The sequence below is a fragment of the Pseudomonas sp. FSL L8-0168 genome (assembly GCF_037976155.1).
Lineage (GTDB): Bacteria > Pseudomonadota > Gammaproteobacteria > Pseudomonadales > Pseudomonadaceae > Aquipseudomonas > Aquipseudomonas paracarnis.
Genome location: NZ_CP150262.1, coordinates 4,896,043 through 4,917,782 on the forward strand (window position 1 = coordinate 4,896,043; position 21,740 = coordinate 4,917,782).

Sequence of the window (21,740 nt, forward strand, 5' to 3'; positions counted from 1 at the left end):
AGCTTCGAAGAGGCGACGATGGCAGCGTTGATTCATGAGCCATACGGCTATGATCACGCTGACATCTTCAAAAAACCTCAGATCAAGTACATCTATAACTACTTGAAGTCCTTCATGCCCGAGATTCCGAAGGGTAAGAAGACGGTAGGAAGCATCCTGCTTGAGCACGAATACATCGACCGAGACTTCCTCGAGGACTACTCGCGTTTTTACCTGGGGCGTTTCGGCAACGATGGCTACAAGTGCGCTCGGCTTCACTTCTTCAGTTGCGATCTGACTCACAAGCGGCTCGACGCTCTACTGGCGGGTGACGTGGGAGAAATGTTAGATGATGCTGAGGATGACAATGCTGTAAAAACTCTAGAGCAACTCCAGTCGCACTACCTCGGTTTCATGGTTATCAAACCTCTCACCAGGACATTCGTGGGGAAAACCTGCCTTCGTGTCAGTGGTGACCGAGGTGTGGGCAAGAAGAAAATTGACAAGCCTTATGATGTGAATCTCTTTGGCATCAAGCTGACAATCGACTCAATTGCATTCCAAGAACAGGACAAGGTGGTTGCCGCGTGTGCTACCACCGCCATTTGGACAGCGTTGCACAGTTCGCCTGGTCGTAGTGTTAAGGACATTAAATCCTGCAGTGAGATCACCACCGCCGCCCTGAATTTTGTGGACGGTTCCAGTAATGGATTCCCAAATAAAGAGCTTACCAATAAGCAGATCCAGCGAACGCTTGATATTGAGGGGCTGCGATATCACAACAATAGCCTTGAGGAATCAACTCCTGAATCTTTCCGAGAGTCCCTCGTTGCTCACATTAATAGCAACCTGCCCGTCATTTTGACGGGAAAAGTATACGGCGTGGAACCCAACGAAGCTGGTGAGTACGTCAAAGCTGGGCACGCAATTACCGCCCTTGGTTATGACTTCCGGGGTGATTCGAAATGGGTATACGTTCATGACGACCGACTCGGGCCGTACGCACGAGCAGAAATGGTCATGCTTGACGAATTTTTCGGGGAATCCACTCCTGAGGCCGTAAAAGGTCGTTGGGGGCTGGCGATGTCCATTCGAGAACCGGATGCCACTAACTGGGTGGCTCCCCATGAGATTATTGTTCCAGATATCTCGATCATCCCGGCAGATAGAAAGACGCGCATCGACTTCAAGTTCGCTCATGGCACAGCAGAGCGTATTCGTGATCAGGTATTGGGATACCTGGAAGATGAAATGTGTCCTCTGCTTGAGATCCCGGTTCCTTCGGTCAGGTACGAGATCAAACTGGCATCGATTGCTCAAGCGCGAGACGATGTCCGTAAACATTACACCCACCGCAAGGTCAATGACGTGTTGGGTACTTACACCCTCGATGAAGAGAGAATGATTCGCTGGCGTAAGGAAAAACTCAGTTTCTTGACTGGCAGCCTCGCACGCTTACAGTGGCAAATTGATGTCTACTGGGATTCCGAGTGTGCTTTCCAGGTGTTCTTGGATGCGACTGACATTCCCTTGGGCAACGCTGTATCTGGCATTTACATTCATGACCCAATTTATGCAGATGCGATGCTGGCCGGCTTCAAGGGGCAGGAGAGCCAGATCGCCGGTCTAGATGATCAGCACTTCTTCCCGGCGTTCACCAGGGCTGTGAAGCAGCGCCGAGATGACTACGAAAGTCATCTCAATAGCATGTATGGGACATTGCGTGCGCCCAACCACATTAAAGAGAACGAGGTCTCGCGGAACGGAAAAGGCACCAACAAGACCGCGAAAAAATTCTGGGATCCGCAACAAATCCGTTTGGTTGATGTTCACGAGGCCTACAAGAAAGTGGCCGATTCAGTGGCTAACGACCCATCCTCTGAGAGTAAGCTTATCTGGGCCATAGGTAAGGACGGCGTGTTATTCGTCGCTGAGGACATTCCAAAACCTGATGAGCTCGGTCACCCAAGTATGACTGGGATGCAGGCCGCTCGGATTGCGGGAGAAATACGGCCAAAGGCTGGCTATTGGGAGGTCAACTTCTTCTCTGGAAGGTACAGCGGTGATTACGCCGATATAGAGAAGACTCAGTTTCTTACAAACGCCGTGTACAAAATTCAGTCACTCTTCCCGTATGACAAGTTTGAAGCTTTTTACCCTTATGCCCCTTCCTCCCAAGGTCTGGTTTCGCCTGATCTAGCGGCACAGGGAGGCGGTGACGATACGGCGGAACCCGCTGCTGTGCTCGCTTAATCCGAATAAACCCGGCTTCAGGGCATCGCCCTCGGTCGGGTTCACTCCTATCAAGCTGTTCACCGCACTGGTGAATGCCCTTTTCTCAGCCTGCATCCAATCTGGGCGTTTATCCCTTCAGAAAGCCAGTGCCAGACTCACGTTTGACTTTTCAATGGATCAGAATGTGCGAGCTACAGGCACTGTCCAGGGAGGAACTGATCTCTGCATACCGCAAGCGGAGCGCGCAGGCGTGCGGGATGAAAGCCCGAAGGGCCGAGACGCAGGCTTTGCCAAGGCTCGGTTCACGACAGCCGCTACCCGCAGGGGCACGCCGTGACCGAAAACTCAGGGTCATCAGAGCTCCGCATTCCATGCATCCATAGCCTCGCTCACAGCCGCGTACCACTGGAGATCATCGAGCTGTAGGGCATTCGCGATTTGCCTGTTGGTATTGCCGTCGACCCAAGTCGGGAGACTCTCCATGGCCTCTGTGAACAGACTGGCTGTAGCGACAGCGAATCGCCCCGTACTTGTAGACTGGAGGCACACGTAGCGCACAGCAGCGCCACTATGGAGCCGACGCCAAGCCACCACCTCAATACAGTCCTGCAGCTCTACAGGGGCCTCAGCAGCGGGGTAAGCCTTCTGCCCCACCTCGTTCTCTGCCACAGGTTGGAATGGCCTGCTTGGCTTTCCTGGCTGGTGGACAAGGTGCTGCAACTGCTCGCGTGCCGCGATTATCTGATCTCGGAGTTCTTCGGGATCGATGGACATTCCGCCCTCTGGTGTCACCTTGAGGGTCTTCAAGGAGTTGGCCGCCTGGATGAACTCGCGTTCACGCACTTTCTCACGCTCGGGGCGGCGGTCAAGGAATAGCCAGGCGGCGAGTCGCTGGAAAGTGATCATCGATAATCCGGAGGTAACAATGGGATGAGCTGTTGTTAGCAAGTAGACTAACACCTGATACGAATGAAGGATTAACGGGCTTCATAAAGAGCATCCGTGTGCGGTGCCCGTAGGCCTCAGTGCGATGTGAAACACAGGCAGAACCCGCCATCAATGATGCACGCCGCCGGAAAGCTGCAGTGAACCTGAATTAGCAATCCTATCTGCTTCATCATAGGAAAAATAAGCTCGCGTCTACGATGCACAGCGGCCTCTGCCACCAAGCCGTCTTAGGCTGAAACCGTGCACCCCTCCCAGAAAGACAATCAAAACGGAAAAAATTCTCATAGATATGGGATATAAACATTTATCCACAAATTGACAATATATCTACTAGCCCTGACTTTTTAAGTTAACAACTATAGATTTCATCACCCCCCCTCAAGAACATTGGGCCCGCCTGAATACAAGCAGATAATCTCTCCTGCAAAGTCCTGCCAACCTCTGCTAGGAGACGGTAATCAGATCATATAAATATTTAACGGATATTGTCATACAAGTATATATTCTCTTAAAAAAACCTATTGCAAAGCCAATTACACGACGCTAGCCTTTTCAAATCACTTGAAACCTAAGCTACTCGCAGCGAGCACTCACTCGACTGCGCCCCTTGTGTATGGACATAAGAAAATCATGAGCAATGCAGGCCTGATCAGAATCGAAAACCGTCCTCCGACAGGGGAACTTTCGATTAAAAAAATTGCAAAACTAAAACTACTTCAAGCAGTAGAACTGGAAGAGCGTGAGCCTAAAAAAAATATAACTTACTACTCAGCCAGCAAATCTCCAGATAACTTGTTCCCCCTAATGCCTATGGAGAGTGTTGAGAAACAAATTTTCAGCCACTTTCCATGTTTGCTGCAACCGGACGGTTCTCCATGGGCACTTGGCAATCTTTACCTGCTCGATCTTGTGGCTACCGGCGCTACAGCCAGCCAGGCGACTGTAGAAAAGCATGCAATAGCTTTAAAAGACTTCTTTCGCATCATGTTGGATCTCGGCCTTAACTTTTTAAACTTCCCCCTAAGAAAGGCCAGAAGACCCACATACGCTTACTCGGACTATTATCGTGATGTCGTCAAAGAGTTCCCTAAAGAAGGACAAAAAGCCAATGCAATGATTCGAAAAATCATTGCATTCTATCGCTGGTTACTGCACAGAGGATTCGTTCCCGAGCAGGCTATGTGGAGGGAATCAACAGGATACATACGCATCAAGAACAAAGCAGGTATGTCTTATGACAAGAAAATCACACGCACCGATCTGACGCTAAAAGTTATAAAAAACCTAGGCGCTAAAGCTCTCAGGGCGTATGACGAAACAGAGCAAAAAGCACTCATTGAGACACTGCTCCAAATCGACAATACGGAGATGACCCTAGGTTTTCTTCTCGCAATCCTTACGGGAGCTAGGCTTCAAACAGTATTCACGCTACAAGCTAGTGCTTTGGATGACTACGACGGAAGTGACTACCATCCAGTAGTGGTCGGCGAACAGGGATTCGCAGATAGTAAATTTCAGAAAAGATTTCCGATACTGATCCCTGGATGGCTTGTGTTAGCTCTCAAAACATATCTCGTTTCTGAGAGGTACGCAGCACGCAAGGATAAATCCTTTTACTCTAATGCGAAGAGCACCTATATTTTTTTGACAAAAACCGGAGCACCGTATTACGCCAAGGGAGACGATACTTTCGCAAGTGAATATCGAAGTCAACGCGTAGGGAAGTCCGTACAAGCTTTTATCTTTCAGCAATTAAACCCTGCGCTAGCGCAATCGGGTAATACATTTAAAGTTCGCTTCCACAACTTGCGCGCATCGTTCAGTGAAAACGTAGTGATTGACAATCTTGATCGCCTCAACTCTGGTAGTATCACGTGGCTTGAACTCCTGAATATTGTTTCCGAAAGGCTTGCCCATTCAAGCATAGAGGAGACTGAAAACTATATTAATAGCGTACGCAAGAAACAAATAAAAGCAGTAGCTCAAAGAAAGTTCGAATCCTATTTGGAGGCAAAGCTCCGAACCACCTGGGAAGCGAATTAATGGCAGAACAAGTGGCTTTCGTTTCGCGCCAAATAAATCTGGACGAAAGTAGTTACGACGAATGCATGCGACTATTGGATGAAATTCCTGTCGCCTCATTGCAGTTGTCACTTCGATGTGGCGCGACTGTGCACCGGCTAAATGTCGGCGCGTATCTATATCACGTAAGAGTCAAGGCAAGGCCCTACAACCCAGCGTTCGTGGATCTCCAAACAGTCTCCTACAGCAGAATACAGGCTGTTCTAAACTGGGCTATAAGCATAGTAGAGCAATACTTTCGCATACTACGACCTGCATCTGTGCATGAGGATTGGAGTCGAACGGCTATGTTTTTGGACTGGTGCGATACAAATGGCCATCCAGCAGCGCTTGATAGTATTGAAGACTATCACCTTGCACTTGTGGAATACTCTCGCCACCTTTGTTCGACAGCAGATCCTGAGCGTCGAAACACCCCACAACGCAAACTCACGGTCGCAATGCAATCAGCTGAGAAGTTCTATCCAGAACATACTCATAACGTAGGTATTGGTATACAACATCCTGGATACAGTAATAATGAGAAAATCAATACTGAAGTTCCGTCCGAAGACGCATTTCTTCCGACCTTAGCAGGTGCGCGCGGCCTGTTTGACTCTATTAGCGCATTCATGGAGGGAACACAAAGTGTACCTGTCGCCCTGAAAGGTTTTGGGCATACTTATTGGTTTACTTCCTGCTATTACCCTGTGATGTCTGAGTCGGCGATCTTACATTACCAGACCAATAAAACACCGGGTAGGATTTTGAGCTCAATTAGGCGTGATGTGCTGAATCACGTGCAAGCAACAGGGAACGACGCTTCAGATGGATTCCAAATCGTATTTGACCTTCTAAAAGACAGAGGTTGGATCCAAGATGCAGCAAATAATGAAAAACTCATTTCCCTCGATAGAATACTGACCAAAACGGAGCAATTGCAGTTATGCAAAGTCGCTCACGACTGTTTCTTGTTCATGTTCATTTTGTACACTGAGGGAAACGAGTCTCCAGTGGGCGCAATACCTTGGGATGCAACATCGTCTGTTGATACGGTTATACAAAGTTTTCGAACGATCAAATGGCGTAGCCATACCGAGTTAGACTTGTCGTTCGAGGCGAGATTTCTTGTGCACTTTCGCGCATATCTGCGAATCAGGGAAACTCTCGTTGATGGTCACGATTTCAAGTATCTTTTTGGTACGTTTGGTCGCAAGAACGGCCCACTCCCTCTAGACAATGGCTACTCATCAACTGTAGGAAAACAGCTTAGGCGTCTGGTGGATCCAAATCTTACGATCTTTGGGTTTCGGGAGCTCCGCGCCTACCACCATCATTATAAAACCACGCATCATGGCATCGAAGCCGCCGCTGCGGATGCAAACCACACTCTGGGCACCGCCCTTGCCAGTTACCAGGCAGGTAACGTTGCAGACAACATTGCTCAAGCTGGAGCCTTCTTCACCAATTTGGGCTTGATTCTGGCCAGCGTAGAGCAGCAGCAGGCAGCTCGAACGACTCAAGCTGGGTCATGTGATGGTCAACTCATACCAGCAAAGCAGCTGGATGAAGTTTCAATTCAGCCAAACTGCCGCAACTTCCTTGGCTGCTTATTTTGTGATAGCAACTTAATTCATTTTAATGCCCAAGATGCCCACAAACTATTAAGCATGGCCTACATCATAGAACAGCTTCGGCTGATACAGATCAGCCCAACAGAACATGGCCAGGTTTTTGATCTCACCTTGAATAAGATCTACTGGATTATCAAGAAAATGGAGGGCAACCCCTCCCTCGCGGCAGAGATTACTCAGATTCGAATTGATGTTTTCGAATTTGAAAACCTGACTCCCTACTGGCAAAACAAGCTACGAATATTTTCTGAAATTGGGGTTCTGTAATGCAGTTTGCAAAATTTTTTCTAACTGAATATTTGGATTCCGAGCAAACACCTTGGTCGGCATCTGCTGAAGATTATGTATATCCATCGGATTATTTCGTGGTCGCGACCCAGGCTGACGGTACCCCAGTCGAATTTTGGGAGAACACTTGGCCGATTCAGGGGCGCGAGCGAGGGATATCGCAAAGAAAGGTTGTTTATTTGGGTTACGAGGGAGAGCACACCGAGACAAATTGGGGAACCAATCTGAAACAGTCCAAGAGCATTCTGCTTGCCTTGGACAGGCACGCTTATAAATCACCTGGAACACCGCTAGGTGTCGACTCCATGAACAGGTACAACCTGGTTCTGCAAAAAGCACGAAAGTATTGCTACCAAAACAACATATCGGTATTCCAAGCCTTGTCTTCAATCGAGCACGTAAAAGGCATCCATAAGCTGTGCCTTGAACAAGCTAAGAGCAATGCGGCAGCACTTGAAGACTTGCTGCCAAAGATTTCAATGCTGCCGTTTAGATACCTGGGATTTAAGCCTGCAGTGGCTAAATTCCAGGCACCGCCCCTCTCTAAAAACACTAAAAACGACCAAACACTGGTAATACCTACTGCCATCTACGTTGAGTTGCTTGTCGAGTACAAAAAGAAGATCGCCAATTACATGGAGCATCGCGGACAATTACAACAGCTGGCAGTGCTGATCTCATGGAATAACGACCACGGCACAGCTCCATCAGAAGACCATAAAGAAAGTTTCGTAAAAGCTCTAGCTCACTGCGATCTCGCTAACTACGCAGATGCCAACAATATCACGGACAAAAAGGAGCTGTTGGGACATTTTGGCGTCATAAACTATTGTTCAGCAATGTTGATTTACTCCTTCACAGGCATGAGGCGGTCTGAACTTTATTCCTTGCGGCTTAGCGCACTTCGGCAAGACATAAAAAATGGGGTGGTGATTTCTAGAAGTCTGCATGGTTTCACGACCAAACTGCATAAAAGAAGAAAACATGTGGACTGGTATTCATCATCTGACGTTGAGTTGCCATTTGCGGCAGCGTCTCACGTCTGTAAAACGATTTTAGCTTGTAACGGAATGTTCCCAGACGATCAGTATGTTTTTATCTCTACCGCGTATTTCCCTTTCAGCAACACTGTACTGGATGCGGCGACCATTAACTCAGATGAACCGGTCGCCGGGAACTATGAACCATCTCGTTTCCAACGGAGGCTTACCACTCCGACAATCAACTCCGCCGATATGGTGGAGCTTAAGAACGTTGATCCATTGCGCATCTGGAATGCAACCAGTGAAGTCAATATCGGAAACGCATGGCCTCTAAGCATTCACCAGCTTCGGCGCTCTACTGCAATTTACGCAATCAGAAGCGGAATCGTTACCCTTCCAGCCCTGAAGTCCATGCTCAAGCACATAAGTATAGTCATGACCAAATACTATAGTCGTGGATCTATCTACGCGCCCGACATCCTTAAAGCTTTTAGCGGCAAGAAAGATAGCATGGTAGCTCTTTTCCAAGAGTCTGAACGTCACGTTGCATCCTGGCAATATACTAATGAGGTGATTATGTCAGAAGAGGCTCTCTATGGCGCTCATGGCGTCTGGGCTCAAATCCATGGCAAGAAAGCGTTGCTCAAGTTGAACTATGCAGAGCGTTTCGATGAAACCCTCAAGCGAGTGAACAAAGGTCAGCTATCGTATCGCGCCACACCACTGGGCGGGTGTACGTCGAATAGCATTTGTACTAAACGTATTACCGTTGATCTCCTAGGCTGTGATGGCTGCGCTTCTGCAGTCGTTATCAAGCCAAAACTCCTCAAGCTTATTGCCCTTCAGAATGTGACCGTAGAGGCCTGCAACCAAGGAAGCATGGAGCACACTGCAGAGCTTCAGACGCAGTATGAGTTGTCATCCTTCGCTACTCGCCTGGGGATCCAAGCATGACCGAACTCTGCGATCTAATCATCTTTTGGGATGCCTTAAATAGAATCCTTGCTGGCAAACCGCTGATCGTCAGCAGAAACATGCCTATCACCTATGACTTGGTCGCGCTTGAGGCTGGGAGAACTAGGGGGTCGATCAGAGCTGATCGCCCTCAGTTCGCGGCGCTGAGGCAAGCCGTCAGGGACGCAGCGGCTGCGCAGAAGCCCCCACCAAAGAAAGCTTCCGCTCAGCAGGAAAAAGACAAACTCAAAGCTAAGAACCGGGAAATTGCCGACCTCAAAAATGAGTGCGACGGAGTTCGTAGTCGCGAGTTGATGCTTGTCCGATACATCGACGAGCTTGAAAGGGAGATTGTAAGGCTGCGTAAGCCAAGGCTGGTCAGTTCCATTGGCTGAGTCTCTTGGCAAAGTTTCCAGAGTACGAATGTTGGGATGCCTCATTGCCAACATTCGTTCTCCCGTCAGGAAGCTGGCAATGCACCTTGTCTCGCAATCGTCCAGTTCTAAGAAGGTTTAATATCAACTTCGCATCGGGCAATTCATTACGTCCGGTCGCCTACATCATGCAAGTTCTATTTTGACTCACAGGCTCATTCCTACTCTGGAATAGTGCCCCGAGTCCTGGAGCGCCGAGCTGCTAGAGCAATCGCCCAGCCAAATTCCATTGCCCCTCATCCTTCTAGTCATGTGTATAGGCTCTCTCCCTATGTCCATGCTTGCCTGAAGCTTTCTGAAGTCTGCTCTGATGCGCGTTCAAGGTAGCCGGCACGCTCCATGGAAAGGTGTCTGTCCACATGGTCACATGTACGGCATAGGTTTTAGGTGTCTATATAGACCGTATCGCTGTTCAATGACGGCACCGCCGTGGTGGTGTTTACCGTGCTGCTGGGCATCGCGCAGTTGGGTGAAACACCCACCGTGGGCGCCACGGCCATGCTGTTTGCCCACGAAGCCATTGGCGGCGTGCTGTTTGGCGGGCTGATCGGCTACCTCGTGTACCTGATGATCAAGAGCATCGAACAGCACCAGATCGAAGTCATGCTGACCCTCGCCCTGGTGATCGGCGGCTCGGCCATGGCTTCGGAGCTGCATGTGTCCGCACCGATTGCCATGGTGGTCGCGGGGCTGATCATCGGTAACCTGGGACGCAAGCTGGCGATGAACGACATGACGCGTCGCTACCTGGATGGTTTCTGGGAACTGCTTGATGACATGCTCAACGCCTTGCTGTTTGCACTGATCGGCATGGAGCTGCTGCTATTGCCATTCAACTGGCTGCACGTGTTCGCGGCCAGCCTGCTGGCGGTGGCGATCCTGCTCTCGCGCCTGCTGACCGTGGCCCCGGCGATCCTGTTGCTGCGCCGTTGGCGCTCGGTACCACGCGGCACTATCCGCATCCTCACCTGGGGCGGCCTGCGCGGCGGCGTCTCGGTGGCATTGGCCCTGGCCCTGCCCCTGGGCCCTGAGCGTGACTTGTTGCTGAGCATCACCTATATCGTGGTGCTGTCTTCGATCCTGTTGCAGGGGTTGACGATCGGTCGCGTTGTCAGCCGCGTTACTGGGCCGCAGTAACCGCGCCGCGCAACACTTCAAGTAGGTGCCGCATCGCCAGTGGACGGCGCGGTGTCGAGCCGTACATGACTACCAGCTCGCGCGCATAGCACTGCGGGTTGCCGGCCGGTAACACACTGATGCCGTTGGAGGGCATGCCCGCCCACTGCGGCACCAGCGAAACCCCCATCCCTTGGGCGACCAGCATCAGGATAGTTTCCAGCGCATCCAGCTCACATAGCACCTCTGGGTCGAAGGACTGTTCATCCAGAAAGCGCTGGGCAATCTGACCGCCCCAGGAGCGTGCGTCATAGCGGATGAATGGGCGTTCACGTAACAAGGCAGCCAGCGCCTGCGCACCCCACTGGGCGGGCGCAACCAGAATCAAGGGTTCGGCACGCAGCAAGGCCATCGACAAGGCTTTGGGCGGTTGAAACGGCGGCCGTACCAGTATCGCCGCATCCAACTCCTGGTTGAGTAACTTCTCATAAAGGCTTCTGGAGTCGCCGGGTGTGATCTTCAGCCTCAGCTTGGGTGCTGACATTGTCAGACGCTCGATCACCCCCGGCAAGACGCCGGTCAGCGCCGTGGAAATGGCCCCGATTTTAATTTCCCCCGATAACTCGTCCTGGCTCAGATGCTCCTGCAGCTGGCGCGCCTGTTCAATAACTGCCTGGATTCTGGGCAAGAGCAGCAAGCATTGATCCGAAGGCCAAGCGGCATGTGCCGTGCGCGTGAGCAGCGTACAACCCAGCGTGCGCTCAAGCGCCTTGACCCGCAGGCTGATCGCCGCGGCACTACGATTTTCACGGCGCGCAGCGGCGGCTATCGACCCGGTTTCAATGACAGCGACCAGGCTCCTCAGGAATCGAACATCCATAAGTTTTCCTTTCGCTCAGACCAAGGCAAACCCGTTTTACCCTGGCGGCATCGCCTGTTTAACCTGACAGTTCCCCATCTGGAGAACCAGCCATGAACAGACCCTTTCACGCTGCATACCATGTTTATGACTTAGACGAGGCGCGCATTTTTTATCGAGATGTTTTGGGTTGCACCGAGGGCCGGTGCAGCGAGACCTGGATCGACTTCGACTTTTTCGGCAATCAACTTTCACTGCACCTCGGTACGCCCTTCCCAACCACACGCACCGGCCTGGTCGGTGAGCACCAGGTACTGATGCCACACCTGGGCGTGGTGTTACCACTTGATGAGTGGCTGACGCTTGCCGAGCGCCTCACCCGCCTGGGCACGCGCTTCGAGATTCCACCCGTGACCCGCTTTGCCGGCGAACCTGGCGAGCAGCGCACGATGTTTTTTCTCGACCCCAGCGGTAACCCCATCGAAGTGAAAGGGTTCAAGCACTTCGAAGGGTTGTTCGCCCAGTAAATCCCTGACAATCACAACAATAAGGGACACCCCCATGACCACTAGAAAACCCACCAGTCTTATCACTCGCATCATGATCGGCCTGGCTGCCGGGATAATCGTCGGCCTCCTGCTCAATCAATTCCCCGAGCAAAAAACCTGGTTCATCGACAATCTGCTGCAACCGGCTGGCGACCTGTTTATCAAGCTGATGAAGATGATCGTCGTTCCCCTGGTATTTGCCTGCATGACCGTCGGCATCGCCGGCATGGGCAACCCGTCTGCCCTGGGTCGCGTCGGCCTGAAGACCTTCGTGTACTTCTTCACCATCACCAGCATTGCCATCGTCTTCGGGCTGTTGGTTGGCAATGTGGTGCAGCCCGGCTCGGGCGCCGAATTCGGCAGCACGCTGCAGGCACCGGCGACGGGACTGGCCTCCAGTGGCACCCCACAGAACCTGGGCCAGGTACTGCTGGCGATCGTGCCGGATAACATCGTCCTGGCCATGTCACAGGGCAAACTGCTGTCGGTGCTGTTCTTCGCGATCCTGTTCGGTTGTGCCTTATCGTTGTTGCCCGAGGAGCGCAAAGCGCCCTTGATCAATGTGATGCAAGGCGTCTCCGACACCATGTTCAAAGTCACCCATCTGGTCATGCATTACTCGCCTATAGGTATTTTCGGCCTGATCGCGGTCACCGTCGCCAGCTTTGGCCTCAGTGCGTTGTTGCCGCTGGCCAAACTGATCGGCACGACCTATGTCGCGGTGCTCTTATTTGCCCTGTGTGTATTGGGTGCAGTGGCACGCTTGGCCGGCGTCGGCTTTTTTCACCTGGTGCGGGAAATACGCAGTGAACTGCTGCTGGCCTTCAGCAGTGCCGCCTCGGCGACGGTCATGCCTCAACTGATCGAGAAGATGGAGCGCTATGGCGCGCCACGGCCCATTACCAGCATGGTGATCCCACTGGGGTACTCGTTCAATCTGGATGGTGCATCGCTGTTTGCCGCACTCGGCACGCTGTTCATCGCCCAAGCGTATGGCATCGACTTGAGCCTGGCGGATCAAGGCATGCTGGTCTTGATCATGGTGCTGACATCAAAGGGCGCGGCGGGCGTGCCAGGCTTCATGTTTATCATCCTGACCGCGACGTTGACCGCGGCCGGGCTTCCCGTGGAGGGTGTGGCAATCATCGCGGGCATCTATCGGCTGATGGATATGCCCGTCACAGCCCTGAATGTACTGGGCAACGCATTGGCCCCGCTGGTAATTGCTCGCTGGGAAGGTCAGCTCAAGGCACCCGACAGCACGCTGGCCTGCGAACCTCCCAGCGTGCCCTTCAAGGCCTGACGCGTCAGCCAGGGTACTGTCAGACTTTGCCCTTATCCTGACGGGGCTTCGCCTGTGTGTGAGATTGAGCAACAGCAGGCATGGACGCCTCGCTGCGAACCTGCGCATGGCTGATCAACGCAAAGATGAAGCTACCCCCGATGATGTTGCCGGCCAGGGTCGGCCCGGCGAAGACCAGCCAGAAATCCTTCCACGGCAACTCGCCGGCAAACACCAGGTAGGACACTTCCGCTGAACCGACGACGATATGGGTGAAGTCGCCCAGTGCCATGAAGTAGGTGATCAGGATGATAATCCACAGCTTGGCACTCTCCATCGACGGAATCATCCAGACCATGGTGGCGATCATCCAACCGGAGACGATGCCCTTGGCGAACATCTGCGCGGGGTCGTTCTCCATGACCTTGCGCCCGATCTCTAGGAAGGCCAGGTCGGTCTTGGTATCGAAGATCGGTAGGTGCAGCATCACGTAGGCCACCAGCAAGGTGCCGCACAGGTTGCCCACCAGCACCACCGTCCACAGCCGTAACAAGCGCCCGGCGTTGGCCAGAGTCGGTTTGCTCATCACCGGCAGCACGGCGGTCAGGGTGTTTTCGGTAAACAACTGCTGACGAGCAAGAATCACCGCGAGAAAGCCTGCGCAATAGCCAAAGCTGGCAATGACCTTGAATTCATCACCGTCCGGCAGGCGTGAATTGAGCAGGCCCATGCCCATTAGCGACAAGCCCATGGTCAGGCCAGCGGCCAGCGCCGACCACCACAACGCTGCCACACTGCGCTCTAGCTCCTGATCGCCCTGGGTGCGGATAATTTCGTGTAATACAGCCGCGCGAGGCGGCTGGTTCTCGTCAACGTTTTGCTGCTCTTCCTGCGACAGGTTGGGGGTCTTGCCGTCTGCTTGAGTGGCCATGATGTACCTGAGTCCAAGGGGTGCCTGTAGCTACGACACGCCGCGACGATGGCTGTTCAGTGGCACCGCAACTAAACCGGAATACGCCAGGCCTTGGCCTGCTCCACGGTGGTAGAGCTGAAGGGTTTACTCCAGGGTTTATTGCGCGCTCGGTAATGTTTGACGATGCCATCAAGCACACGGTTGAACTCCGCTGGCGTCGTCGCCTCGCCCAAATCCCGCACCGCACGTTGCAATAACTCAACGTTGGCAGCCGGTTGGCCAGGACGGTATAGCGAGGGGTAAATGACTTCGCGGATAAAATTCTCTGCCTTCACGCCGATATCGCGTTTTTGCATTTCCGCGACGGCGCTGGTCAACACTTTGGACAGGCCTGAGCCATTGTTCGACGCCTGCTTGGTGCCCACCTGCAGCAGTTGCTGGAAATTACGCTGGCCTGGCGCATTCAGGCGCTTGCCCAGCCACTCGATATCCTCGGGTCTACGGGCGAGCGCATCCAGATTGCGCAGCGCCGAGGCTAATTTCGGCGTGATCACCAGCGACGTGCTGGTTTGATTCGCCTCGGCAATCGCAGTGTCCAACGCCTGTAACGCTTGCTGCGCGTCTTTGCGAAAGCGCAACGCCTCGGCGCCGGCCGCATCGTTTTGCAGGTCAACTTGCACGCTGGCGAGCATTTGATCATCCATCGCCATCACGGCATCGTTCAGCGAGGGGAACTCATGACGCTCACGCTCCAGCTCACGCTGTTGCAGATGCCCTGACACCGTCTGGCGAGCCTGGGCCTGCAAATGCTGTTTCTGCTCGGGGGTCATGGTGAAGTTGACGGTACCACCGAGCAGGCCGCGAAAGTCGCCTTTGTCCGAGTTCAGCGGCAACGTGACCGTTTGTTCCGAGAACGCCTGGAGCCGGTCATTCTGGTAGCTTTCAGCGGCGGTGTGTGGCGTGCCGGTGAACGTGTCGGCCAGAAAGCTGAAAAAACCACCGCTCCTGGGCGGCGTTGATGCCTTGTCAGACTCGAACTTGACGATCAGCGCTTCGTCCTTGCCCAGGGGGCTTTCCGGGAACGAGCGCTCGATGACACCTGGCGCAGGGGTATTGAGCAGCAACCCGCCGTCCTGAAACGCCGTGACCTGCGACGCCGCCTGGAACCCGTGACCCTGCTCGGTGGGGCTCTTGAACAGCCCAGGCAGGGCGCCCGAAATAAGCGCGGCGCGGCCGATATCCATATCCGGTGTCAGGTTGGCATTGAACACCACCAACTGCGGGCGGCCATCGAACATGCCCGTGCCGGTGATGTTCAGTTGCTTGATCGCCGGAATATGCCGGCTCAACACTTCCAAGTCGCGAAAAGTCGCCCCACCACCAGCGCTGAGCCGTTCGGCAATTGCTGCAACTTCCGGGGGGCGGTTGGCTGGGGGCATACCGGCGATATGGGCGAGAATCGATTGACGCGATTCGTTGCGGATCAAGTCCTCCAGCGGCTGCCCCTCGGTTTGTAGGCGCGGCAGCAACGTCAGCAGCAGTTGAGAGATATTTCCAACCGGCCCGGGCAGACTTCTGACGAGCTTGCCGAGCTCGGAACTGGCTTCCTGCAACCAAGCCGTGACAGGGTCTTTGCTGTTGAGCAAGCGGGGCAGGTCTAGGTTATTCGACAGTTGCGTAAAGGCCTTGGCATCCATGCCGCTGGCGAGCAGTGCTGCGCAAATCGCACCGGCAGATGAGCCGGAAACCACTTTTACGCCTTTGAGTTTGTCGGCCTCTTCAAGCGCTTGCACCATGCCTGGAAAGGCGATGCCCTTGGCGCCACCACCACTGAGCACCAGGTGAGCGGGCGGCGGTGACACCACCACCTCCACACGCCCATCGCTGTGACGATAAATACTCAGGTTGCGCTCGCCCACACCTTTGACCAAGGGCACCTTGGCGCCCTGGTCGCTTATTTGCGGCGATGGGGGGTGATTCTCTACAACAGAACTGGAGACTTTCATACACAAGGCTCTCTCTACAGGATGTAGGCCTGAGTGATGAGAGAGCCTCAGATAGATCCACGCGGAATGATTTGGTAAAGCAAATCAGGCCGCGGGGTTGTTACTCGGGAAGACTGTCGTCCTTGAACTGGTCCTTCACGTACTTGATTTCGGTACGGCCGTGGGGCGCCGGCAAACCGTCTTCGCCCAGGTTGACGAAGACCATTTTTTCCACGGTCAGGATGCTTTTGCGCGTGATCTTGTTGCGCACTTCACAGGTCAGGGTGATGGAGGTGCGGCCGAACTCGGTGGCAGTGATGCCCAGTTCGATGATGTCGCCCTGGCGTGAAGCGCTGACAAAGTTGATTTCCGAGATGTACTTGGTGACCACGCGCTGGTTGCCGAGCTGGACAATCGCGTAGATGGCCGCTTCTTCGTCGATCCAGCGCAGCAAGCTACCGCCGAACAGAGTGCCGTTGGGGTTGAGGTCTTCGGGTTTTACCCATTTGCGGGTGTGGAAGTTCATGGTCACTCCAAAGCGTCTTGCGAAATGATGGGCAACATCATGGCAGAGCCCAGGCCCAAGCTCTATGAGCCATTGCCTATCAACCCCATGCGCGATCTTCATTGCCACCGACAGAAAGGCTTGGGAAGTGCCACATACACGGCTATAATCGCCTCCGTTTCAAAACGGTCATCTTCGATTGATACCGTTCTCCCGCCACCTGTCCGAGGGGCGCTGCAGCAGGTTAAACCTGTCAGGCTCGGATGGGGCGTTGTCCGGCCTGGTTGCCTTGGCCTGATACTAAACGCACAACGGCGCCCATTCGCACACTACGAATGGAGGCTCTCTATGAGCGCTGTAATGACGCCTGCTGATTTCAATGACTACAAAGTCGCCGATATGTCCCTCGCTGCCTGGGGCCGTCGCGAAACCTTTATCGCCGAATCCGAAATGCCGGCCCTGATGGGCCTGCGTCGCAAGTACGCCGCTGAGCAACCGCTCAAGGGCGCCAAGATTCTCGGCTGCATCCACATGACCATCCAGACTGCCGTGCTGATCGAAACCCTGGTTGCCCTGGGTGCCGAAGTGCGTTGGTCGTCGTGCAACATCTTCTCGACTCAGGACCAGGCCGCTGCCGCTATCGCTGCTGCCGGTATCCCCGTATTCGCCTGGAAAGGCGAGACTGAAGAAGAGTACGAGTGGTGCCTGGAGCAAACCATCCTCAAAGATGGCGCGCCTTGGGATGCCAACATGATCCTGGACGACGGCGGCGACCTCACCGAGTTGCTGCACAAGAAATACCCGCAGATCCTCGACCGCGTCCACGGCGTGACCGAAGAGACCACCACCGGCGTACACCGCCTGCTGGACATGCTGGCCAAGGGCGAGCTGAAAATCCCGGCCATCAACGTCAACGACTCGGTGACCAAGAGCAAGAACGACAACAAGTACGGCTGCCGTCACAGCCTGAACGATGCGATCAAGCGCGGCACCGACCACCTGCTGTCGGGCAAGCAAGCCCTGGTGATCGGCTACGGTGACGTGGGCAAGGGTTCGTCCCAGTCCCTGCGTCAGGAAGGCATGATCGTCAAGGTCTCCGAAGTTGACCCGATCTGCGCCATGCAAGCCTGCATGGACGGTTTCGAAGTGGTTTCGCCGTTCATCAACGGCCAGAACGACGGCACCTCCGCCTGCATCGACGCAGCCCTGCTGGGCAAGATCGACCTGATCGTCACCACCACCGGTAACGTGAATGTGTGCGATGCGAACATGCTCAAGGCCCTGAAGAAGCGCGCCGTTGTCTGCAACATCGGCCACTTCGACAATGAAATCGACACAGCTTTCATGCGCAAGAACTGGGCATGGGAAGAAGTGAAGCCGCAGGTACACAAGGTTCACCGTACCGGCGCTGGTGATTTCGACCCACAGAACGACGACTACCTGATCCTGCTGGCCGAAGGCCGCCTGGTGAACCTGGGCAACGCCACTGGTCACCCAAGCCGCATCATGGATGGCTCGTTCGCCAACCAGGTGCTGGCGCAGATCTTCCTGTTCGAACAGAAGTACGCCGACCTGTCGCCCGCCCAGAAAGCCGAGCGCCTGACCGTGGAAGTACTGCCCAAGAAACTCGACGAAGAAGTGGCCCTGGAAATGGTCCGCGGCTTCGGCGGCGTCGTGACTCAACTGACCAAGACCCAGGCCGACTACATCGGCGTGACGGTTGAAGGTCCGTTCAAGCCGCACGCTTACCGCTACTGATCGGCCTTGCTGGCGCCGGCTCTTCTGTGGGAGCCGGGCTTGCCCGCGATGCAGACGCCTCGGTGTTCCAGTAACACCGAGCTGATGCTATCGCAGGCAAGCCAGCTCCCACAGAAAGCCAGGCACCCGCATCGATTGCGTATGCCTTCCAGGCTTTCGAGTTTCCAAGGGTATTACCATGTCCCAAGACCGTCGCTACAGCTTCGAGTTCTTCCCGACCAAGACCGATGCTGGACATGAAAAACTGATGGCCACTGCCAAGCAGTTGGCCAGCTTCAACCCTGACTTCTTCTCCTGCACCTACGGCGCTGGCGGTTCGACCCGTGATCGCACGATCAACACCGTGTTGCAGCTGGAAAGTGAAGTCAAAGTTCCCGCCGCTCCGCATCTGTCCTGCGTGGGCGACAGCAAGGCCGACCTGCGTAGCCTGCTGACCCAATACAAAGCCGCCGGCATCAAGCGCATCGTTGCCCTGCGTGGCGACCTGCCATCGGGTATGGGCATGGCCAGCGGTGAGCTGCGCTACGCCAACGACCTGGTGAGCTTCATCCGCGAAGAAAGTGGCGATCACTTCCATGTCGAAGTAGCCGCTTACCCGGAGATGCACCCCCAGGCGCGCAATTTCGAAGACGATTTGCAGAATTTCGTGCGCAAGGCCAATGCCGGTGCCGACAGCGCAATCACCCAGTATTTCTTCAACGCCGACAGCTACTTCTACTTTGTCGAGCGAGTACGGGCGATGGGCGTGAACATCCCAATCGTGCCGGGCATCATGCCGATCACCAATTACAGCAAGTTGGCGCGCTTCTCCGACGCCTGCGGCGCCGAGATCCCACGCTGGGTGCGCAAGCAACTGGAAGCCTATGGCGATGACGTCAAAAGCATCCAGGCGTTCGGCGAGCAGGTTATCACCGAGATGTGTGAGCAATTGTTGCAAGGTGGTGCGCCAGGGTTGCATTTCTATACCCTGAACCAGGCTGAACCCAGCCTTGCCATCTGGAACAACCTCAAGCTGCCACGTTAACGCTTGACCGGTTGTACCAAGGCCCTCGTTCTGACGAGGGCCTTTGTCGTTTTACGTTACCCACGGAACCCCGCAGTCCATGAATACAGTGCCCCCGACGTCCCGCCCGCAACTGGTTTACCTGGTCTTCGGCGCCGACACCTACCATCAGGAAGCGGTATTCAGCATCGCCAGCGCACTGGCGTTCCTGCAGGACACACCGGATGCGAACATCGACATCCAGGTATTCAGCGACAACCCCGAGCCCTATCGCTTGCTGCCGGTGCGCGTGCGCCCACTGGACGAAGCCACCCGCAAACGCTGGAGCGAGCCCCACGGTTATCACTTTCGCACCAAGCACGTGGTGCTGCGCCAAGTCCTGCAAGAATCCCCCGTGGCGCTGCTGATCGACACTGACACCTTCTTCCATCATTCGCCCATGGCCCTGTTCGAACGCGTAGAGCCCGGCACCCTGCTGTGCAACGCCTTTTACACCAAGTACGGCGACAACCACGAAAGCATCCTCTACACCGCCCTGCGTCAGCGCCTGCTGGACATGGGCGTGGCCGACGATGACATGATGACCCTCAACTCCGGCGTCATGGGCCTGACCCAACAGGATGCGCACATCCTCGACCGCTCCATCGAGTTGATGGATGAACTGTTCCCCCATGCCCAAGGCGCCTACACCCTGGAAGAGTTCTGCCTGTCGATCGCCGCCTACCGTACCGTAAAGGTGCGCGAGTGCCCGGACCTGATCCACCATTACTGGAGCCGCAAACAGCTGTTCCGGGCCAAGGTCAAGGCGTGGATCGCCAAGCACGCGAGCGCCCCCACCAGTGCGCAGGCCCTGGCCGATACGCGTCAGGTCTCCTCGCACCTGCCGCGCCCGCCGCGTTTGCAACGCTTGATGTACAAGCTGATCACCCTGCTGCTGCCCAAGCACCAGCAACAATTCATCCGCGAAATCCTTTACGGCTGCTACGAACACGAAAACGAGTTCGACCAGGCCTGCGGTCCGGTCTGGTGGGACAAGGCCCGACAAAACCAGGAAGAACGCCAGAAGCGCCCGCTTGATGCACACCAGTTGGAACACTGGTTTGCCAACCCCCTGGTGCGCCTGATTCTGGGCGAGCGCCGCGCCGCGATCCACGAACACCTGCTGAACGCTCCCGCGAAGTAAGACCGCCCGCCAATGCGCGTGCCAGAGCTTCTCTTTCTTCGGGGAGCGTCGTAACCTCAGGCTATGCCCGTCCTCTTCAAGCTGTTGACCGCTGTGTTTTTTTCTTGCCTGAGCCTGGCCGCTCATGGCGAGAAACTGCGCATTGTCACCGAACCCTGGGCGCCCTATGTCTACGAAGACAACGGCACCATGGCCGGCCTGGATTATGAAACCACCCTGATCGTGTTCCAGCGCCTGGGGGTGGAGGTGCAATGGCAGTTCCTGCCCTGGAAGCGCTGCCTGGCGATGCTCGACCAGGGCCACGCCGACGGCGCGCTGGATATCTTTCACAGCCAGGAGCGCGATGCGTCGCTGCTCTATCCCAGCGAGCCGTTGTCGGAAGTCGAATTCGTTTTGTTCTATGCCAACGAACGCCCTCACCCCGCCGCCACGCTCGACGACCTGCGTGGCCTGACGGTTGGCGTTTCCCCGGGCTACCTTTATGGCGACGCGTTCAGTGAGGCCAACACCTTCCAGCGTGAACCCGCCCCCAGCCATGAAGCCAACTTTGGCAAACTCATGTTGGGGCGCATCGATATGGTGGTGACTGACCGGCGCGTGGGGCACCACGTGATCAAGGCGCTGGGCCTGGAAGGTAAAGTCAGCCAGGCGTCGGTGGTGGTCAGCCGCCAGCAGCAATTCCTTGCGGTACGCCGTGGCGCAGGCATGGACCTGCTGGTGCAACGCTTTGCCGCCGAGCTCAAGCGCTTCAAGCAAGAGCCCGCCTATGCCACATTGAGCGCCAAATATGGGCGGATGCACGAGCAAACAGCCCCCATACCAGCCCCCGAACACGCCGTTGAGCAGCAGGAAAGCAGCACGCGGTGATTGCTCTGTTATACTGCGGCCTTTCCGCCAGGCTTACGCCCGGCCGCTCGGGTCTTGAAAACGGCACCCAACCCAGCTACTGCGCAGCTTTGCAGCCCGCGCGAGCCGATGGAGTGCCCGCCAGACACAGCAGGACCGGACGGGGTTGCGCTCCCCTAAGCGCCATTCACGCCCGGCAAGATTATCCCTTTGGGCCAAGCCCTAA

At 54.9% G+C, this 21,740-nt stretch carries 16 protein-coding genes, 1 pseudogene and 1 riboswitch; of the genes and pseudogenes, 12 read left to right on the forward strand and 5 right to left on the reverse strand.

Translation table 11 applies throughout. The annotated features are described in order from the left end of the window. Positions 1 to 18 precede the first annotated feature (18 nt). Positions 19 to 2,232, forward strand: a complete 2,214-nt coding sequence (locus tag MHH62_RS22580; RefSeq protein WP_010203400.1) for a hypothetical protein — start codon at positions 19 to 21, stop codon at positions 2,230 to 2,232. Positions 2,233 to 2,568: 336 nt separating this feature from the next. Here the strand turns inward: MHH62_RS22580 and MHH62_RS22585 are convergent, their stop codons facing one another. Beyond that, positions 2,569 to 3,120, reverse strand: coding sequence for a hypothetical protein (locus tag MHH62_RS22585; RefSeq protein WP_007246725.1), 552 nt, complete (start codon positions 3,118 to 3,120; stop codon positions 2,569 to 2,571). A 672-nt stretch (positions 3,121 to 3,792) separates the two neighbouring features. Here MHH62_RS22585 and MHH62_RS22590 point away from each other — a divergent pair. The 5 genes and pseudogenes from MHH62_RS22590 to MHH62_RS22610 all read left to right on the forward strand — a co-directional run. Continuing rightward, positions 3,793 to 5,205: a site-specific integrase gene (locus MHH62_RS22590; protein ID WP_103452362.1), complete on the forward strand. Its 1,413-nt coding sequence runs from the start codon at positions 3,793 to 3,795 to the stop codon at positions 5,203 to 5,205. Between the two features lie 326 nt (positions 5,206 to 5,531). Continuing rightward, positions 5,532 to 7,124 carry a hypothetical protein gene (locus MHH62_RS22595; protein WP_227496829.1) on the forward strand — a complete coding sequence of 531 codons (1,593 nt, stop codon included), beginning with the start codon at positions 5,532 to 5,534 and terminating at the stop codon, positions 7,122 to 7,124. After that, on the forward strand, positions 7,124 to 9,082 hold the full coding sequence (locus tag MHH62_RS22600) for a tyrosine-type recombinase/integrase (RefSeq protein WP_131670606.1): 1,959 nt from the start codon (positions 7,124 to 7,126) through the stop codon (positions 9,080 to 9,082). The genes MHH62_RS22595 and MHH62_RS22600 overlap by 1 nt, the downstream gene beginning before the upstream one ends. Continuing rightward, on the forward strand, positions 9,079 to 9,477 hold the full coding sequence (locus MHH62_RS22605; RefSeq protein ID WP_095023237.1) for a hypothetical protein: 399 nt from the start codon (positions 9,079 to 9,081) through the stop codon (positions 9,475 to 9,477). Before MHH62_RS22600 ends, MHH62_RS22605 begins: the two co-directional genes overlap by 4 nt. A 444-nt stretch (positions 9,478 to 9,921) precedes the next feature. After that, positions 9,922 to 10,653, forward strand: a pseudogene (locus tag MHH62_RS22610) (cation:proton antiporter); the annotation flags it as partial. On the opposite strand, the gene MHH62_RS22615 reads toward MHH62_RS22610, so the two are convergent. After that, positions 10,637 to 11,512 (reverse strand): LysR substrate-binding domain-containing protein, encoded by an 876-nt coding sequence (locus tag MHH62_RS22615; RefSeq protein WP_020301866.1) that lies wholly within the window; start codon positions 11,510 to 11,512, stop codon positions 10,637 to 10,639. The pseudogene MHH62_RS22610 and the gene MHH62_RS22615 sit on opposite strands and share 17 nt — an antisense overlap. A gap of 92 nt (positions 11,513 to 11,604) precedes the next feature. Between MHH62_RS22615 and MHH62_RS22620 the strand changes: the two genes are divergently transcribed. Together MHH62_RS22620 and MHH62_RS22625 are read left to right on the forward strand one after the other, a co-directional pair. Continuing rightward, entirely contained in the window at positions 11,605 to 12,018 is a 414-nt protein-coding gene (locus tag MHH62_RS22620) for a VOC family protein (protein WP_019817440.1), read from the forward strand. Between the two features lie 34 nt (positions 12,019 to 12,052). Beyond that, positions 12,053 to 13,342, forward strand: coding sequence for a cation:dicarboxylase symporter family transporter (locus tag MHH62_RS22625; RefSeq protein ID WP_236598433.1), 1,290 nt, complete (start codon positions 12,053 to 12,055; stop codon positions 13,340 to 13,342). 19 nt (positions 13,343 to 13,361) lie between these two features. On the opposite strand, the gene MHH62_RS22630 is transcribed toward MHH62_RS22625, so the two are convergent. From MHH62_RS22630 to MHH62_RS22640, 3 genes are all read right to left on the reverse strand, one after another. Beyond that, complete coding sequence (locus MHH62_RS22630; protein ID WP_014720292.1) at positions 13,362 to 14,252, reverse strand: formate/nitrite transporter family protein; 891 nt, start codon at positions 14,250 to 14,252, stop codon at positions 13,362 to 13,364. Positions 14,253 to 14,323: 71 nt separating this feature from the next. Next, positions 14,324 to 16,240, reverse strand: coding sequence for a patatin-like phospholipase family protein (locus tag MHH62_RS22635; RefSeq protein WP_339231946.1), 1,917 nt, complete (start codon positions 16,238 to 16,240; stop codon positions 14,324 to 14,326). A 100-nt stretch (positions 16,241 to 16,340) separates the two neighbouring features. Then, positions 16,341 to 16,745 (reverse strand): hotdog domain-containing protein, encoded by a 405-nt coding sequence (locus tag MHH62_RS22640; RefSeq protein WP_003194988.1) that lies wholly within the window; start codon positions 16,743 to 16,745, stop codon positions 16,341 to 16,343. Between the two features lie 199 nt (positions 16,746 to 16,944). Continuing rightward, positions 16,945 to 17,051, forward strand: a riboswitch (S-adenosyl-L-homocysteine riboswitch). A gap of 21 nt (positions 17,052 to 17,072) precedes the next feature. On the opposite strand from MHH62_RS22640, the gene ahcY reads away from it, so the two are divergent. The 4 genes from ahcY to MHH62_RS22660 all read left to right on the forward strand — a co-directional run bounded on the left by ahcY (position 17,073) and on the right by MHH62_RS22660 (position 21,535). Beyond that, entirely contained in the window at positions 17,073 to 18,482 is a 1,410-nt protein-coding gene (gene ahcY, locus MHH62_RS22645; protein ID WP_003194990.1) for an adenosylhomocysteinase, read from the forward strand. A 178-nt stretch (positions 18,483 to 18,660) separates the two neighbouring features. Next, positions 18,661 to 19,506 carry a methylenetetrahydrofolate reductase [NAD(P)H] gene (gene metF, locus MHH62_RS22650; protein WP_014720294.1) on the forward strand — a complete coding sequence of 282 codons (846 nt, stop codon included), beginning with the start codon at positions 18,661 to 18,663 and terminating at the stop codon, positions 19,504 to 19,506. 79 nt (positions 19,507 to 19,585) lie between these two features. Further along, positions 19,586 to 20,668 (forward strand): hypothetical protein, encoded by a 1,083-nt coding sequence (locus MHH62_RS22655; RefSeq protein ID WP_019817436.1) that lies wholly within the window; start codon positions 19,586 to 19,588, stop codon positions 20,666 to 20,668. Between the two features lie 63 nt (positions 20,669 to 20,731). Continuing rightward, on the forward strand, positions 20,732 to 21,535 hold the full coding sequence (locus MHH62_RS22660; RefSeq protein WP_339231948.1) for a transporter substrate-binding domain-containing protein: 804 nt from the start codon (positions 20,732 to 20,734) through the stop codon (positions 21,533 to 21,535). The last annotated feature ends 205 nt before the right edge of the window (positions 21,536 to 21,740 follow it).